A 15,086-nucleotide genomic window follows, 5' to 3' on the forward strand; every position below is an offset into this window, starting at 1 on the left:
GGTGTCAGTCTAGTCCTGGCAGCAGCGCCGGACAATCAGCGGCCGTAGACGTTCATGCCCGGGAAGAAGAATGCCACTTCCACGGCAGCCGTTTCAGCAGCGTCCGAGCCGTGCACGGCGTTGGCGTCGATGCTGTCGGCGAAATCGGCACGGATGGTGCCCTTCTCGGCCTTCTTCGGGTCGGTGGCGCCCATCAGGTCGCGGTGCTTGGCGATGGCGTTCTCGCCTTCCAGGGCCTGGATAATGACCGGGCCGGAAATCATGAAGTCCACCAGGTCCTTGAAGAACGGACGCTCCTTGTGGACAGCGTAGAACTGCTCGGCTTCGCCGCGCGACAGGTGCACCATCTTGGCAGCAACGATCTTCAGGCCGGCGGCCTCGAAACGGGCGTAGATCTGGCCAATGACGTTCTTGGCCACGGCATCCGGCTTGATAATCGACAGGGTGCGTTCGATCGCCATGAAAAACTCCGAAAAATGAAGGGGTTACAAATGGATTAAACGTGCGATTCTAGCACGAAGACTATGACCCTTTCGAGGGTCTTCCCTGCTCTGGCGTGTGTCGGGCCACCCTTGCCGCACAACCCGGCACCAAGTAGATCAAAGAGCACATTACAACCTTGTCATGCCAGGAACACGCCGCCCCGGCTAACATCCAATGTGAGCGGCACCGAACGGGCGCAAAGCATGTGCGAGGTGACTCCTGGGTTACCCCGCCCTTGCAATTCAGCCCCCCAGGTGCCACATTGACGATGGTTCCGTCCGGGTTCCATACGAATCTTCGCATCCGAAGCCTCGCAGCCCCGGCGCCTCACCGTTTTGAGACAGGAGTCACCATGGATAACAAGCTGAACACCTACGGTTTCGGCAACAGTGCGTCGACCGTCACTGACGTCGTCGTTCGCAACCGGGTCTTGCGCAACACTTACTGGCTGCTGGCCCTCTCGATGATCCCCACCGTGCTCGGCGCGTGGATCGGCGTGGCCACCGGCTTCAGCTTCATGGCGGGCAGCCCCGGCCTGTCGCTGATCCTGTTCCTGGGCATCGCGTTCGGGTTCTTCTACGGCATCGAGAAGACCAAGAACAGCAGCATGGGCGTGGTCCTGCTGCTGGCCTTCACCTTCTTCATGGGCCTGATGCTGTCGCGTCTGATCGGCGCGACGCTGCAGTTCTCGAACGGGCCGGCGCTGATCATGTATGCCTTCGGCGGCACGGCGGCGGTGTTCGGCACGATGGCCACCATCGCCACGGTCAGCAAGCGTGATTTCTCCGGCCTCGGCAAATTCCTGTTCGTCGGCGTGATCCTGCTGATCCTGGCCAGCGTCGCAAATATCTGGCTGCAACTGCCTTCGCTGATGATCACGGTGTCGGTGATCGCCATCGGTATCTTCTCGGCGTACATCCTGTTCGATGTGCAGCGCGTGGTGAACGGCGGCGAAACCAACTACATCACCGCCACGCTGGCGATCTACCTGGACGTGTACAACGTCTTCGTCAACCTGCTGGCGCTGCTGGGCATCTTCGGCGGCAGCCGCGACTGACGGCAACCTCCCCTGCCCCATGAAAAAACCGGCCTGATGGCCGGTTTTTCTTTTGGTGCATCCCGCGCAATCAGCTGCGATCGAACACCGCAATCGACTCCACGTGCGAGGTATGCGGGAACATGTTGACCACGCCCGCGCCGGCGAGGCGGTAGCCCGCCTCGTGCACCAGCAGGCCGGCGTCGCGCGCCAGCGTGGCGGGGCTGCACGAGACGTAGACGATGCGCTGCGGCAGCGCGTCGCTGCCCTGCTGCGCCAGCTCGCCCAGCGCCTTGCACACGGCCAGCGCGCCTTCGCGCGGCGGATCGACCAGCCAGCGGTCGAAGCGGCCCAGCGCGGCAATGTCCTCGGCCGTGACTTCAAACAGGTTGCGGCATGCAAACTCGGTCCTGGCCGCCAGCCCGTTGTATTCGGCGTTGGCCAGCGCACGCGTGGTCAGCGTTTCGCTGCCTTCGATGCCCATCACCGACTTGCCCTGCGTGGCCAGCGGCAGCGTGAAGTTGCCGATGCCGCAGAACAGGTCGAGCAGGCGGTCCTGCGGCTGCGCGTCCAGCAAACGCAGCGCGCGGCCGATCAGCACGCGGTTGATCTGGTGGTTCACCTGGGTGAAGTCAGTCGGCTTGAACGGCATGCGGATACCGAATTCCGGCAGCGTATAGGCCAGCTCGGCATCGGCCGGGTAGAACGGGTAGACCGTATCCGGGCCCTTGGGCTGCAGCCAGAATTGCACCTTGTGCTGGTCGGCGAAGGCGCGCAGCAGGTCCTTGTCGGCATCGGTCAGCGGCTCCAGGATGCGCAGCACCAGCGCGGTGACTTCCTGCCCCACGGCCAGCTCGATCTGCGGCATGCGGTCGCGGATCGACAGGCCGCCGACCAGTTCGCGCAGCGGCACCAGCATGGCCGACACATGCGGCGGCAGGATCTCGCAACGGGTCATGTCGGCCACATAGCTGCTCTTGCGCTCGTGGAAGCCGACCAGCACCCCGCCCTTCTTGGCAACGTGGCGCACGGTCAGGCGCGCGCGGTAGCGATAGCCCCAGTCCGGCCCGGCGATCGGGCGGAACACAACGTCGGGCTTCACCTTGGACAGGTGCCACAGGTTATCTTCCAGCACGCGCTGCTTGATCGCCAGCTGGGCGCGGGAATCCAGATGCTGCATCGAGCACCCGCCGCAGACCCCAAAATGCTGGCAGCCGGGCTTCACGCGCATCACCGATTCCTGCCGGACCTCGACCAGATGGGCCTGCTCATAGCTGGGCTTGCGGCGAAAGCTGCGATAGCTGACGGTCTCGCCGGGCAGCGCGCCCTCGACGAAGATCACCTTGCCGGGCGTGCCGTCCTCGTTCACCAGGCGGCCGACGCCGCGGGCCTCCATGTCGAGGCTATCGATCGACACCACGGGATCGGCCGCGGGGGCGCCAGCGTCGGCGCGGACACGGGACTCTTTTGCGGCGGAAGCAGCACCTTGATCGGCAACAGCGGCCGGGGCTGCCGGCGTTTCTTGTGGGGAGGACACGGCTTGGGACACCAGACGAAACCTGACGTATTGTTTTGCGAAAGCGGGATTGTATGCCAGACCGGGCCCGCACCGGTGGCAGCAGCCTGACGATGCGACGGAGACAGCAAATGGAACTGATTTCCTGGAATATCCAGTGGGGCCGAGGCGCCGACGGACATGTCGACCTGGGCCGCCAGGTCGACACCCTGCGCGGCATTGCCGACGCCGACGTCATCTGCCTGCAGGAGGTCACGCGCGGGTTCGGCGAACTGCGCGGCAGCCCGGGTGAAGACCAGGTGGCGGAGTTGACCGCCCTGCTGCCCGGCTACCACCTGCTTTACGCGCCAGGTGTCGACCGGCGCACCGCCGCTGGAGGGCGCAAGCAGTTCGGCAACCTGATCGCCACGCGCCTGCCGGTGCGCGAAGTCTTCCGCCACGCCCTGCCCTGGCCGGCGGACCCGCAGGTCGCCTCGATGCCGCGCGTGGCACTGGAAGCCACGGTCGAAGTCGGCACCCGGCCGCTGCGCGTGATCTGCACGCACCTAGAGTACTACTCATCACACCAGCGCGCCGCGCAGGCCGAAGCCTTGCGCACCTGGCACGCCGAAGCCTGCGACCATGCGCGCCGCCCGGGCCGCAGCGAGAAATGGCCGGGCCCGTTCACGCCCGAGCCGCGCCCGGCCGAGGCCGTCCTGTGCGGCGACTTCAACAGCAAACCCGACGATATCGCCTACCGCCGCGTGCTCGAGCCCTTTGACGATGCCACGCCGCCTTGGCGCGATGCCTGGCTGCACACGCACCCAGGCCAACCGCATGCACCGACCTGCGCCCTGTACGACAAGGAGCAATGGCCGGAGGCGCCGTTCGCCTGCGATTTCATGTTCGTGACGGAGAATCTCGCCGGGCGTATCCGGCGCTGCGAGGTCGATGCCTATACGGCCGACTCGGACCACCAGCCGATCCTGCTGTCGCTGGATCTGTGAATCCGTGTCGGCGCGTCGCCGGCGTCCTCAGTCTTCGAGGTCTTCGGCTTCGGGCGTGAGACGCTGCAGCCGGAATGCCTGCAGGTATTCCATCCACTGCTCGCCGGGCAGCTCGGCCAATGATTCCTGGACGAATTCCATTTCGACGTCGAACTCGCGCGGCGACATGCCGCCGCGCATCAGCTGGAAGCGGCAGTACATCAGGTAGGTGTTGACGACGTCGGTCTCGCAATAGGCGCGGATCTCGTCGAGCTGGCCGGCCTGGAAAGCCTGCCAGACCTTGCTGCCGTCCATCCCCATCTTGCCCGGGAAGCCGCACAGCTTGGCCAGGTCATCCAGCGGCGCGCTGGCGCGGGGCTGGTACATGGCCAGCAGGTCCATCAGGTCCAGGTGCCGCATGTGGTAGCGGCTGATGTAGTTGTTCCACTTGAAGTCGCGGCTGTCGTCCTCGCGGCCCTCGCCCATTTCCCAGTAGCGCGGCGCGGTAACGCCGTTGACCAGGCCGCGGTAGTGCAGCACCGGCAGGTCGAAGCCGCCGCCGTTCCATGAAACCAGTTGCGGACTGTAGCGCGCGATCAGTTCATAAAACTTCTGGATCAGCGTGGCCTCGCCGTCTTCCGGCGTGCCCAGCGAGCCGACGTGGAACACCGCCGAGCCGTCGCGGTGCGTGCGGCGCAGCACGCAGGAAATCGCGGCGATGCGCTGCAGGTAGTGCGGGAGAAAATCGCTGCCGGTCTTTTCGCGGCGGGCAGCAAACGCATGCTCGGCGACTTCAGCATCGCTCATCGCATCGGGATGGTCATGCAAACGGCGCAGGCCGGCAACATCGGGAATGGTCTCGATGTCGAATACCAGCACAGGAGTCATAGAACAGCGTCCTTCCTGACACCTTGCGAAGCGAAATGCCGCTTGAGCTTGACCAGCGCCTCCTGCTGGATCTGGCGCACGCGCTCGCGCGTGAGGCCCATTTCCTCGGCGAGCTCTTCCAGCGTGGCGGGCTCGATATGGTTGAGGCCGAAGCGGCGCTCCACCACATAGCGATGCTTTTCCGACAGGCGCGCCAGCCAGAGCTTCATCAGCCCTTCCAGCTCGCGGTGCGCCACCTCCTGGTCGGGGGCGGCGTTGTGCTCGTCGGAGAGGAAATCCAGGAGGCTCGAGCCGGGATCGAGATCGAACGGCGTATCGAGCGAGGTGGTATGTTCGTTGAGTGCCAGGACGTCCTGCACTTCGTCCGGCGTCTTGCCCAGCAGGTGGGCGATGTCTTCCAGGCTGGCGTCGCGCCCGTCGGTGCCACCCTTCTCCAGGTGGCGCTTGGCACGCAGCACCTGGTTGAGTTCGCGGATCACGTGGACCGGCAGGCGGACCGTGCGCGCCTGGTTCATGATGGCGCGCTCGATGCTCTGGCGGATCCACCAGGTCGCGTACGTCGAGAAGCGGAAACCGCGCGACGGATCGAATTTCTCGATCGCGTGCATCAGGCCGAGGTTGCCTTCCTCGATCAGGTCGAGCAGCGGCACGCCGCGATTGAGGTAGCCCTTGGCGATGCTGACCACCAGCCGCAGATTGCGCTCGATCATGACCTGGCGCGCGGCAAAATCGCCGTCCTTGGCCAGCGTGGAGAAATGCAGTTCTTCCGGCGCGGACAAGAGCGGCTTGATGCTGATGCGGTTCAGGTAGTGCTGGACGGTGTCCGCGGCCAGCTCGGTATGCAGCACGGTGCGGAAATCATCATGCTCGGGGGCGGCGCCGTCGGTGCCATTTTCCGCGCTCTCTTCTTCCTCGTCTTCCGACTCGTCCTCTTCGTCGTCGCGCACGGTGCGCTCGTTGTCGTCGGCAAGCAGGTCGGCCTCGCGCAGGCCCACCGAAGTGGACGTGGCGATGGGCTCGTCGGTCACGGGAATCAGTTCGGCGGCGAGATCAGGCTCGAAGCCTTCGACATCGGCGCGCGCGTCGGGATGTGCCACACCAGCCTTCACTTCCGGCTGCTTGGGACGGCGAGCCCTGCTGACGGTTCCGGAGGAGACAGTTTTCTGGCGTGGCATGAACCCTCACTGTGGCGGCAGGTACCGCATCGGATCAACCGGTTTTCCGTTCTTGCGAACTTCGAAGTGAAGCTTTACCCGGTCGGTATCGCTGTTGCCCATCTCCGCAATCTTCTGGCCCTTTCGGACCGCGGATTGCTCAGCCACGAGCACCTTGTCGTTGTGCCCGTAAGCAGTAAGAAATGTCTCGTTGTGTTTGATGATGACAAGATTCCCGTAGCCGCGCAAGGGGCCAACGTGAATCACCCGGCCATCGTCCGCGGCCAGCACCGCATCGCCCTTCTTGCCCGCAATATCGATGCCTTTATTGCCCTTGTCGTCGAATTTCCCGACCGTCTGGCCGGTTGCCGGCCAGGCCAGCTTCATCGCGCCATCGGCGACCGGCGCCGCGGCCGCGGCGGGCGTTGCCGCAGGCGCCGAAGCGGCCGCAGCCGGCGCCACCGGCGTGGCGGCCGGGCGGGCCTGGTCGATCGGCTGCGCCTGCACCGTGCCCGGCGCCACCGGCATGGTGGCCACGCCGGGCGCAGTGTTGACGTCGGCACCCGGCGGCACGATGCGCAGCAGCTGGCCGACCTCAATCTGGTTCACATTGCTCAGATTGTTCCACGTTGCCACATCGCGATACGACTGGCCGTTCTCCAGCGCGATACGGTAAAGGGTATCGCCTCGCTTGACCCGATAGTATCCGGGGGGCGCCGGTTCCAGCGTCGCGGCCGTGGCACCGGAAGTGGAGGTACGGTCAACCACGGGTGCCGGCATCGGCGAATTGGCGCAGGCGGCCAGCAGGGCCGTCAGCGCCGAGGCCGCAAAAAGTTGTCCGGCGCGTGCGAAATATTGCGATTTCACGATGTTGTGCATAGTTCGACTCAGATGGTGCCCGATTTTAAGGGCACAAAGAAAACGGCTTCAAGCGCGGTTCTGTGAAAGCGATGGCGGTTGCGCCGCTCGATCAGCAGCAGCTGCTGCGTGACGGTCTGGCCCGGCACGCCCGCCGGCGGCATCACCGCCACCGGGGCGATCAGGCGCCCGCCGATGGCCAGCTGCTCCAGCAGCGCCTCGGGCACCTCCATGCCGGCCGCGGCCAGGATGATCGCCGAAAACGGCGCCGCCTGGGGCAGCCCCAGCATGCCGTCACCGTAGTGCAGGCGCAGGTTGGGCACGCGCAGCGGCCGCAGGTTCGCCTTGGCCTGCTCGTGCAGCGGGCGGATGCGCTCGATCGAGAAGACTTCGCGCGCCACCTGGCTCAGCACCGCGGCCTGGTAGCCGCAGCCGGTGCCGATCTCGAGCACGCGCTCCAGCGGCGCGTCGGCGCCCAGGCCCTCGCGCAGCAGCTCGATCATGCGCGCCACCACCGATGGTTTGGATATGGTCTGCTGGTGGCCGATCGGCAGCGCGGCGTCCTCATACGCCTGCGATGCCAGCCCCGGCTCGACGAACAGGTGGCGTGGCACGGTGGCGATGGCCGACAGCACGCGCTCGTCGCGGATGCCCGCGGCACGCAGCCGCGCCGCCAGCGCCGCGCGCGCGCGCGCCGAGGCCATGCCGCCGCCGCCCGCGGTGGCCGCCGAGGCGCGTTGCTCGACCGCGCTTGCAGGCACCGGCGCGGGCGCCGGTGCGGCGGTGCGAGGCAGGCGCGGCTTGGCCGGCTTGGCTGGCGTGGGTGTGGGCGCGGCCGGCCGCGGCGTGCCCACGGCAGGCATGCCGGCAGTGCGGGCCGGTGCAGGCTTGCGCTCGACTACGGCATCGAGCGGCAGCGGAAACTTGTTGCGACGGGGCGTGGAACTCATCGGGGGCGCGACACTGCGGATCGGTGGCCTACTTCAACCACTGGTCGAGCGCGTCGAGCTGCCCGCGGTGCGTCAGGTCGAGCTGCAACGGCGTGAGCGAGACATAGCCGGCCGCGGTTGCATGGAAATCGGTGCCCTCGCTGGCATCGCGCGCATCGCCCGCCGGGCCGATCCAGTAGTTGGTGTCGCCGCGCGGATTGACCTGCGTGATCACCGGCTGCGACGGATGACGCTTGCCCAGGCGCGTGGCGCGGTAGCCCTTGATATGTTCGAACGGCAGGTTCGGGATATTGACGTTGAGCAGGAACGGCTCGGCCGGCGGCGTGCCAATGATGCGCTCCACCACGGTGCGCGCCACGCGTGCCGCGGCGTCCAGGTGCTCCCAGCCCTTGTCCACCTGCGAGAAGGCGATCGACGGAATGCCCAGCAGGTAGCCCTCGATGGCGGCGGCGACGGTGCCGGAGTACAGCACGTCTTCGCCCATGTTCTGTCCCTGGTTGATGCCGGACACCACCAGGTCGGGTTTTTCTTCCAGCAGGCCCGTCAGCGCGATATGCACGCAGTCAGTTGGCGTTCCGTTGACGAAGCGAAAACCTTTTTGCACGCCTTCGCGCGCTTCGTAGATCGACAGCGGCCGCTGCAGGGTCAGGGAGTTGGAGGCACCGCTATGGTTCTGCTCCGGCGCGATGACCGTGATCCGGCCCAGCGGCGCGAGCGCGGCATGCAAAACGGCCAGTCCCGGCGCGAGATAACCGTCGTCGTTGGCGAGAAGGATATGCATGGCGCGATTGTACCTGAGCGCGCGCGCGCAAGCGGCCCGCGCGCCGCCCTGAAAGCACGTTTCTGACGCTGTATGCAGGCCGCAAATAACCACCTCCATCGCTTGGGCATGGAACAGAACGACCGTGCTATTTCTGCGCTACACTTGCCCTGCCCGCCCGCATAAGCTTGACTGGCGTGAAATGCCACCAACATCACCGGAGACAAGATGAAAGCCGTACTGTGCAAAGCCTGGGGCCCGCCCGATTCGCTGACCATCGAAACCCTGCCCGACCTGGTGCCGGCCAAGGGCGAAGTGGTCATTGACGTCAAGGCGGCCGCCGTCAACTTCCCGGATGTGCTCATCATCCAGAACAAATACCAGGCCAAGCCTGCCCTGCCGTTCAGCCCGGGCTCGGAGCTGGCCGGCGTGGTCAATGCGGTGGGCGAAGGCGTCACCCACGTCAAGCCTGGCGACAAGGTGATCGCCTACCTGGGCAATGGCGCGTTCGCCAGCCAGGCCAAAGCGCCGGCGGCGTCGGTGGTGCCGATGCCTCCCGGCATCGACTTCGAGACCGCGGCGGCCTTCACGCTGACCTACGGCACCTCGCACCACGCGGTCATCGATCGGGGCGAGCTGAAGGCCGGCCAGACCATGCTGGTGCTGGGGGCGGCCGGCGGCGTGGGCCTGGCGGCAATCGAGATCGGCAAGGCCATCGGCGCGCGCGTGATCGCCGCCGCCTCGACCGACGAGAAGCTGGCGGTGTGCAAGGAGCACGGCGCCGATGCGCTGATCAACTACAGCACCGAAGACCTGCGCGAGCGTATCAAGGCGCTGACCGACGGCAAGGGCCCGGACGTGATCTACGACCCGGTGGGCGGCATCTATGCCGAACCGGCCTTCCGTTCGATCGGCTGGCGCGGCCGCTACCTGGTGGTGGGTTTTGCCAATGGCGAGATCCCCAAGCTGCCGCTGAACCTGGCGCTGCTCAAGGGCGCCTCGCTGGTGGGCGTGTTCTGGGGCGACTTCGTGCGGCGCGAGCCCAAGGCCAACCAGGCCAATATGGCGCAGATGCTGGGCTGGATGAAGGAAGGCAAGATCCGCCCGCATATCTCGGCGCGCTATCCGCTGGAGCAGGCCCCACAGGCGCTCAAGGACATGGAAGCGCGCAAGGTCACCGGCAAGATCGTGATCGTGCCCTGAGCGGCACGCACGCCGGCGGCGCGCTCTGCCCGCCGGTAAAAGAAGGGCGCAAGGCGTGCGGCTACGCCCTGCGCCCGGCTGAGGCAACGCGCCTCAACCTGCCAGCCGCCGTGGATGGCGCACACCCATGCGCCAGGCGGTGGGCAGTTCCCAACAGGCCAATGAGGCCATTCCGGCCATTCAGGCCGCCGTTCCCTCAGAAGCGATGCTGCAGGCCGGCCATGACGCCAGTCTGGTTGTTGGCGAAGCCGACCAGGTCGCGCGAGACGCTGACGTTCTGCCCGTTGCGCGCATCGGCATACCCCACCGACAGGTAGGCCGCCGTGCGCTTGGACAGCGCGTACTGGCCGCGCAGCGAGAACAGGATCGCGTCGGCATTATTACCGCCCTTGATGTTCTGCTTGTAGACCGCGCCGTACAGCGTGAAGGCCGGCGTGAAGTCATAGCTGGCGCCGCCCCAGTACATGTCACTGCGGTCCGTCGCCGCGCCGGTGGTGAAGGTGCGCTTGTAGTTGCGGTAGCCGGCAAACAGCTTCAGGTCGCCGAAGTCATAGCTGGCGCCGGCATGGATGCCCTGGATGTAGTCGGTGCTGTCGGCCGGCGTGGTGCTGCTGCCGGCGCCGTTCTGGCGGTCCCAGGTGGCGGCCGCGGCAAAGTTGCCGGCGCTGTAGCCCACCCCCAGCGCGTACTTGGACGAGCTCTTGAAGTCCCCCGCCACTTCGCCCATGGCCACGGTCGCGCCCAGCTTCAGGCCGCCAAAGCTGCCGTCGTAGCGGACCGCGTTCGAGGCGCGCGAGAACAGGCCATCCTTGCGGCCGCCGGTCGCGGTCGACGAGGTCGCCCACGAATAGGCCGGCGCGTAGCCCATCGGGTCAAACGGCAGCATGAAGTCGTAGGTCGTGGTGAAGGTGCGGCCCAGCACCACCTGGCCGTAGCGGCTTGCCAGGCCCACCGTGGCACGGCGGTCGAACAGCGTGTTGTCGGTGTCCAGCTTGCCGGTGTCGATGGCGATGCCGCTTTCCAGGGCGAAGATCGCCTTCAGGCCGCCGCCCAGGTCTTCGCTGCCGCGGATGCCCCAGCGCGAGGTGTTCTTGCCGCCCGAGGTCAGCTTGACCGCCGAGCCGTCCGGGCCCGCGTGGCTGACATATTCGATGCCGGCGTCCACCAGCCCATACATCGTCACGCTCGATTGGGCGGATGCCGACCCGGCTGCAGCCAGACCCATCGCTGCGAATGCCATTGCCGTACGCTTCATGCCATCTCCTTGCTTGTGCTTGTTGTGTGAATCGTTAGCCGGCCGGATGGTAGGGGACGCGCACTTTCAGTTCGCTTTCGGAATGCAGGCTTTTCGCGGGCGCGGCGCCGCTGCGGGGTTGGTGGTTTCCCTAACTTCTAAGCGGGCGCACTTCCCTGTATCTGTCTGGCCTCGGCCGTTCCGGCCGTTTTTCTGTATTGCCGCCTGACTGCCCTGCCCCATGCGTATCCTGCTAGCCGAAGACAATGTGATGCTGGCCAATTCCCTGAGCCAGGCCCTGGGCCAGGCCGGCTTCACGGTCGACTGCATGCACGACGGCCGCAGCGCCGACAACCTGCTCAGCACGCAGGACTACGCGCTGCTGATCCTGGACCTGGGCCTGCCCGGACTGGATGGCCTGGAAGTGCTGCGCCGCCTGCGCCAGCGCCGCAACCCGCTGCCGGTGCTGATCCTGACCGCGCACGGCTCGGTCGAAGACCGCGTGCGCGGCCTGGACCTGGGCGCCGACGACTACCTGGCCAAGCCCTTCGACCTGTCCGAACTGGAAGCCCGCGCCCGCGCGCTGATCCGCCGTGCCCACGGGCATGAGAGCACGCAGATCGCCTGCGGCCCGCTGCACTACGACAGCGTCAGCCGTGCCGTCCTGCTGCACGGCGAGCTGCTGCCGCTGACCGGGCGCGAGCGCGCCGTGCTGGAGGTGCTGCTGCTGCGCGATGGCCGCGCGGTGAACAAGGCGGCGCTGTCGGAGAAGATCTTCGGCATCGACGAATCGGTCAACCCGGACGCGATCGAGATCTACGTGCACCGGCTGCGCAAGAAGCTCGACGGCAGCGGCGTGGCCATCGTCACGCTGCGCGGGCTGGGCTACCTGCTCGAAGCGCGGCCGGTGGCATGAAGCGCCCACGACAGGCGCCCAGCCTGCGCCTGCAGCTGTCGCTATGGCTGCTGCTGCCGCTGATGGGCCTGCTCGCCTTCGATGCGTGGCTGACCTATGAGCGCGCCATGTCGGCCGCGCATATCGCCTTCGACCGCACGCTGGAGGCGTCGCTGCGCGCGATGCGCGAAGGCATCCGCCTGCGCGAGGGGCGGCTCCAGGTCGACGTGCCCAACCTGGCGCTGGAACTTTTCGACGACCAGGCCGGCCCGCGCATCTTCTACCGCATCCGCGACGAGGACGGCGCCACCGTGACCGGCTACGACGACCTGCCGATGCCGGCCGAGGCGCCGCTGCGGCTGTACCGCACCGAGTTCTACGACACCATCTTCCGCGAGCACCCGCTGCGCATGGCGGCCCAGGCGCTGCCGGTGCACGACGTGGGCTCGGCGCGCACGCGGCTGGTGTGGGTGCTGGTGGGCGAGACCATCGAGCCGCGCCAGCTGGTGGCGCGCGACATCCTGATCGGCTCGCTGCTGCAGGAGCTGATGCTGGTGACGCTGGCGCTGGGCATCGTCTGGCTCGGCGTGCGGCGCGGGCTGCGGCCGCTGAACCGGCTCTCCGACACTGTGGCGCGACGCGGCACGCAGCTCGACCCGATCGAGCAGAAGGACCTGCCCGCCGAGATGAAGCCGCTGGTGCAGGCGCTGAACCAGTACATGGACCGGCTCCACGGCATGGTGCACGCGCGCAAGCGCTTCTTCGCCGATGCCGCGCACCAGCTCAAGACGCCGCTGGCGATCATCCAGGCGCAGTCCGAGCTGGCACTGCGCGAGCGCGACGGCGAACGCGTGCGCGAGCATATGCGGTTGCTGCACGGCACCGTGCGCAATGCATCCAAGGGCGTGCAGCAGCTGCTGTCGTTGTCGCGACTGGAGCCTGATGCGGGGTATATGCCCACGCTCAGGCCGCTGCGGCTCGATGCGCTGGCGCAAGGCGTGGCACTGGACTGGGCGCCGGTGGCGCGTGGCAGCGAGGTCGACCTGGGCTTCGAGCAGGAAGGGCCGGTGGAGGTCGCCGGGCAGGCCGAGCTGCTGCAGGAATTGACGGGCAACCTGATCGACAATGCGATCCGCTATGCGGGACATGGCGCCGTGGTCACGGTGCGCGTGGCGCTGGACGGCTGCGTGCCGCGACTGCAGGTGATCGATAACGGCCACGGCATTGCGCCGGCAGAGCGCGATGCCGTGTTCCGGCGCTTCTATCGCGGCGAGAGCGGGCAGGCCGTGGAAGGCACCGGGCTGGGGCTGTCGATCGTGCGCGAGATCGCACGGCTGCATGGTGCAGCAGTGGTGCTGGGGGATACGCCGGGAGGCGGGCTGACCGTATCGGTCTGCTTTGATACACCTGAGGCAGGCGCCGCAGACTGAGCGCTGCCGGCAAAGCAAAAGGGCGGCCGCAGCCGCCCTTCCCTTCGATTCGGCGCTTCCGTTCAAAGCTTCTCCGTCTCCCCGCTCTGCGGCTGCCACTTCATCAGCCGCTTCTCACCCATGCCGACCATCCAGTCCAGCACCAGCGCAAACGCCGTCAGCACCACGATGCCGGCAAACACGGTATTGATGTCGAAGGTGCCTTCGGCCTGCAGGATCAGGTAGCCCACGCCGCGCGCCGAGCCCAGGTATTCGCCCACCACCGCGCCCACGAAGGCCAGGCCCACCGAGGTATGCAGCGACGAGAACACCCAGCTGGTGGCGCTGGGCAGGTAGACATGGCGCAGCAGCTGCTTCTGGTTGGCGCCCAGCATGCGCGCGTTGGCCAGCACCACCGGGCTCACTTCCTTGACGCCCTGGTAGACGTTGAAGAAGACGATAAAGAACACCAGCGTCACCGCCAGCGCCACCTTCGACCAGATGCCCAGGCCGAACCAGACCGCGAAGATCGGTGCCAGGATCACGCGCGGCATCGAGTTCATGGCCTTGACGTAGGGGTCGAGGATGGCTGAGGTCAGCGGGCTCAGCGCCAGCCACAGGCCCACGCCCAGCCCCGCCACCGTGCCGATGCCGAAGGCCAGCACGGTTTCGATCAGCGTCACGCCCAGATGCAGGTAGATATCGCGCTCAACGATAAACCAGCTCCAGATGCGCTGCGCCACCATCAGCGGTTCGCCGAAGAAAAAGGCAACCTGCTGCGAGCGCGTGGCCACATGCCACACGCCGAGGATCACCACCAGGACGAGCAGCTGCCAGACGCGCAGCATGCCCTTGGAGTCGTTACGGAATGCCATCGTGAATTCAGGTCTTGTTGTGATGGGAAGGCTCAGGCCACCTTGAGCTGCTGGGCATAGCCCTTGAGCACTTCTTCGCGCAGCACGTCCCAGATCGCGGCGTGCAGTTCGACAAAGCGCGGATGGTTGCGGATCTCGGCCACGTCGCGCGGGCGCGGCAGGTCGATGGCAAACTCGCCGATCGGATGCGTGCCGGGGCCCGCCGACAGCACCACCACGCGGTCGCTCATGGCGATGGCCTCGTCCAGGTCGTGGGTGATGAAGAGCACGGCCTTGCGCTTGGCGGCCCACAGCTCCAGCACCTCGTTCTCCATCAGCTGGCGGGTCTGGATATCCAGCGCCGAGAACGGTTCGTCCATCAGGATGATGTCCGGGTCCAGCACCAGCGTCTGCGCCAGCGCGACACGCTTGCGCATGCCGCCCGAGAGCTGGTGCGGGTAGCGGTCGCCAAAGCCGCCCAGGCCCACGCGGCGCAGCCATTCCTCGCCCTGCTGCACGGCCTCGGCGCGCGCCACGCCGCGGAACTCCAGGCCGGCGACGACGTTGTCCAGCGCGCTGCGCCAGGGCATCAGCGCCTCGGTCTGGAACATATAGCCGGCGCGGCGGTTGATGCCGCGCAGGGGCTCGCCGAACACGCGCACCTCGCCGCTGGAGGGTTCCAGCAGGCCGGCGCCAACGTTCAGCAGCGTGGACTTGCCGCAGCCGGTGGGGCCGACCACGGAGACGAATTCGCCGGGCTGGATCGACAGCGTGACGTCCTGGACCGCGGTATAGCGCTGGCTGCGGTCATCGCGCGAGACAAAGGTGCAGGTGACCTTGTCGAGGGAAAGTGCGGGAGTGCTCATGGTGAACCGTCTCGG

Annotated in this window: 15 protein-coding genes; 5 read left to right on the forward strand and 10 right to left on the reverse strand. The window is 66.7% G+C overall.

Going from position 1 to position 15,086, the window contains the following annotated elements:
- Positions 1-35: 35 nt before the first annotated feature.
- On the reverse strand, positions 36-461 hold the full coding sequence (ndk, locus tag RS901_RS18520; RefSeq protein WP_316150351.1) for a nucleoside-diphosphate kinase: 426 nt from the start codon (positions 459-461) through the stop codon (positions 36-38).
- Between the two features lie 374 nt (positions 462-835).
- Between ndk and RS901_RS18525 the strand changes: the two genes are divergently transcribed.
- Positions 836-1,540, forward strand: a complete 705-nt coding sequence (locus tag RS901_RS18525; RefSeq protein WP_114132543.1) for a Bax inhibitor-1/YccA family protein — start codon at positions 836-838, stop codon at positions 1,538-1,540.
- Positions 1,541-1,610: 70 nt separating this feature from the next.
- Here the strand turns inward: RS901_RS18525 and rlmD are convergent, their stop codons facing one another.
- Positions 1,611-2,939 carry a 23S rRNA (uracil(1939)-C(5))-methyltransferase RlmD gene (rlmD, locus tag RS901_RS18530; protein ID WP_410054185.1) on the reverse strand — a complete coding sequence of 443 codons (1,329 nt, stop codon included), beginning with the start codon at positions 2,937-2,939 and terminating at the stop codon, positions 1,611-1,613.
- Between the two features lie 227 nt (positions 2,940-3,166).
- On the opposite strand from rlmD, the gene RS901_RS18535 reads away from it, so the two are divergent.
- Positions 3,167-4,021 (forward strand): endonuclease/exonuclease/phosphatase family protein, encoded by an 855-nt coding sequence (locus tag RS901_RS18535; RefSeq protein ID WP_316150352.1) that lies wholly within the window; start codon positions 3,167-3,169, stop codon positions 4,019-4,021.
- 27 nt (positions 4,022-4,048) lie between these two features.
- Here RS901_RS18535 and RS901_RS18540 read toward each other — a convergent pair whose 3' ends face one another.
- From RS901_RS18540 to surE, 5 genes are read right to left on the reverse strand one after another with little or no spacing between them, the layout of a single operon-like run.
- A complete protein-coding gene (locus RS901_RS18540) occupies positions 4,049-4,888 on the reverse strand; it encodes a 3'-5' exonuclease (protein WP_035816316.1) in 840 nt (279 codons plus the stop codon).
- Positions 4,885-6,063 carry an RNA polymerase sigma factor RpoS gene (gene rpoS / locus RS901_RS18545; RefSeq protein ID WP_316150353.1) on the reverse strand — a complete coding sequence of 393 codons (1,179 nt, stop codon included), beginning with the start codon at positions 6,061-6,063 and terminating at the stop codon, positions 4,885-4,887. The genes RS901_RS18540 and rpoS overlap by 4 nt, the downstream gene beginning before the upstream one ends.
- 6 nt (positions 6,064-6,069) lie before the next feature.
- A complete protein-coding gene (locus RS901_RS18550) occupies positions 6,070-6,921 on the reverse strand; it encodes a peptidoglycan DD-metalloendopeptidase family protein (protein WP_316150354.1) in 852 nt (283 codons plus the stop codon).
- 8 nt (positions 6,922-6,929) lie between these two features.
- Positions 6,930-7,850, reverse strand: coding sequence for a protein-L-isoaspartate(D-aspartate) O-methyltransferase (locus tag RS901_RS18555; protein WP_316150355.1), 921 nt, complete (start codon positions 7,848-7,850; stop codon positions 6,930-6,932).
- Between the two features lie 28 nt (positions 7,851-7,878).
- The gene (surE, locus tag RS901_RS18560) at positions 7,879-8,631 is read right to left on the reverse strand and encodes a 5'/3'-nucleotidase SurE (RefSeq protein WP_013957231.1); all 753 of its coding nucleotides are present in this window, start codon (positions 8,629-8,631) and stop codon (positions 7,879-7,881) included.
- Positions 8,632-8,838: 207 nt separating this feature from the next.
- On the opposite strand from surE, the gene RS901_RS18565 reads away from it, so the two are divergent.
- Positions 8,839-9,813, forward strand: coding sequence for an NADPH:quinone oxidoreductase family protein (locus tag RS901_RS18565; RefSeq protein ID WP_010814246.1), 975 nt, complete (start codon positions 8,839-8,841; stop codon positions 9,811-9,813).
- 196 nt (positions 9,814-10,009) lie between these two features.
- Here the strand turns inward: RS901_RS18565 and RS901_RS18570 are convergent, their stop codons facing one another.
- Positions 10,010-11,068, reverse strand: coding sequence for a porin (locus RS901_RS18570; protein ID WP_316150357.1), 1,059 nt, complete (start codon positions 11,066-11,068; stop codon positions 10,010-10,012).
- Positions 11,069-11,288: 220 nt separating this feature from the next.
- Here RS901_RS18570 and RS901_RS18575 point away from each other — a divergent pair, with 220 nt between their 5' ends.
- Both RS901_RS18575 and RS901_RS18580 read left to right on the forward strand, forming a co-directional pair.
- A complete protein-coding gene (locus RS901_RS18575) occupies positions 11,289-11,963 on the forward strand; it encodes a response regulator (RefSeq protein ID WP_013957233.1) in 675 nt (224 codons plus the stop codon).
- Positions 11,960-13,372, forward strand: coding sequence for a sensor histidine kinase (locus tag RS901_RS18580; protein WP_316150358.1), 1,413 nt, complete (start codon positions 11,960-11,962; stop codon positions 13,370-13,372). Before RS901_RS18575 ends, RS901_RS18580 begins: the two co-directional genes overlap by 4 nt.
- A 62-nt stretch (positions 13,373-13,434) precedes the next feature.
- Here the strand turns inward: RS901_RS18580 and RS901_RS18585 are convergent, their stop codons facing one another.
- Both RS901_RS18585 and RS901_RS18590 read right to left on the reverse strand, forming a co-directional pair.
- On the reverse strand, positions 13,435-14,226 hold the full coding sequence (locus RS901_RS18585) for an ABC transporter permease (RefSeq protein ID WP_316150359.1): 792 nt from the start codon (positions 14,224-14,226) through the stop codon (positions 13,435-13,437).
- 32 nt (positions 14,227-14,258) lie between these two features.
- Complete coding sequence (locus tag RS901_RS18590; RefSeq protein WP_013957236.1) at positions 14,259-15,071, reverse strand: ABC transporter ATP-binding protein; 813 nt, start codon at positions 15,069-15,071, stop codon at positions 14,259-14,261.
- Positions 15,072-15,086: the final 15 nt, after the last annotated feature.

The sequence above is a fragment of the Cupriavidus sp. BIC8F genome, assembly GCF_032465815.1.
Lineage (GTDB): Bacteria > Pseudomonadota > Gammaproteobacteria > Burkholderiales > Burkholderiaceae > Cupriavidus > Cupriavidus necator.

Excerpts from the sequence above, each read along its gene's own strand:
- ndk (WP_316150351.1), bottom strand. The coding sequence starts at position 461 with ATGGCGATCGAACGCACCCTGTCGATTATCAAGCCGGATGCCGTGGCC.
- RS901_RS18525 (WP_114132543.1), top strand. The coding sequence starts at position 836 with ATGGATAACAAGCTGAACACCTACGGTTTCGGCAACAGTGCGTCGACC.
- RS901_RS18535 (WP_316150352.1), top strand. The coding sequence starts at position 3,167 with ATGGAACTGATTTCCTGGAATATCCAGTGGGGCCGAGGCGCCGACGGA.
- RS901_RS18540 (WP_035816316.1), bottom strand. The coding sequence starts at position 4,888 with ATGACTCCTGTGCTGGTATTCGACATCGAGACCATTCCCGATGTTGCC.
- rpoS (WP_316150353.1), bottom strand. The coding sequence starts at position 6,063 with ATGCCACGCCAGAAAACTGTCTCCTCCGGAACCGTCAGCAGGGCTCGC.
- RS901_RS18550 (WP_316150354.1), bottom strand. The coding sequence starts at position 6,921 with ATGCACAACATCGTGAAATCGCAATATTTCGCACGCGCCGGACAACTT.
- RS901_RS18555 (WP_316150355.1), bottom strand. The coding sequence starts at position 7,850 with ATGAGTTCCACGCCCCGTCGCAACAAGTTTCCGCTGCCGCTCGATGCC.
- surE (WP_013957231.1), bottom strand. The coding sequence starts at position 8,631 with ATGCATATCCTTCTCGCCAACGACGACGGTTATCTCGCGCCGGGACTG.
- RS901_RS18565 (WP_010814246.1), top strand. The coding sequence starts at position 8,839 with ATGAAAGCCGTACTGTGCAAAGCCTGGGGCCCGCCCGATTCGCTGACC.
- RS901_RS18570 (WP_316150357.1), bottom strand. The coding sequence starts at position 11,068 with ATGAAGCGTACGGCAATGGCATTCGCAGCGATGGGTCTGGCTGCAGCC.
- RS901_RS18575 (WP_013957233.1), top strand. The coding sequence starts at position 11,289 with ATGCGTATCCTGCTAGCCGAAGACAATGTGATGCTGGCCAATTCCCTG.
- RS901_RS18580 (WP_316150358.1), top strand. The coding sequence starts at position 11,960 with ATGAAGCGCCCACGACAGGCGCCCAGCCTGCGCCTGCAGCTGTCGCTA.
- RS901_RS18585 (WP_316150359.1), bottom strand. The coding sequence starts at position 14,226 with ATGGCATTCCGTAACGACTCCAAGGGCATGCTGCGCGTCTGGCAGCTG.
- RS901_RS18590 (WP_013957236.1), bottom strand. The coding sequence starts at position 15,071 with ATGAGCACTCCCGCACTTTCCCTCGACAAGGTCACCTGCACCTTTGTC.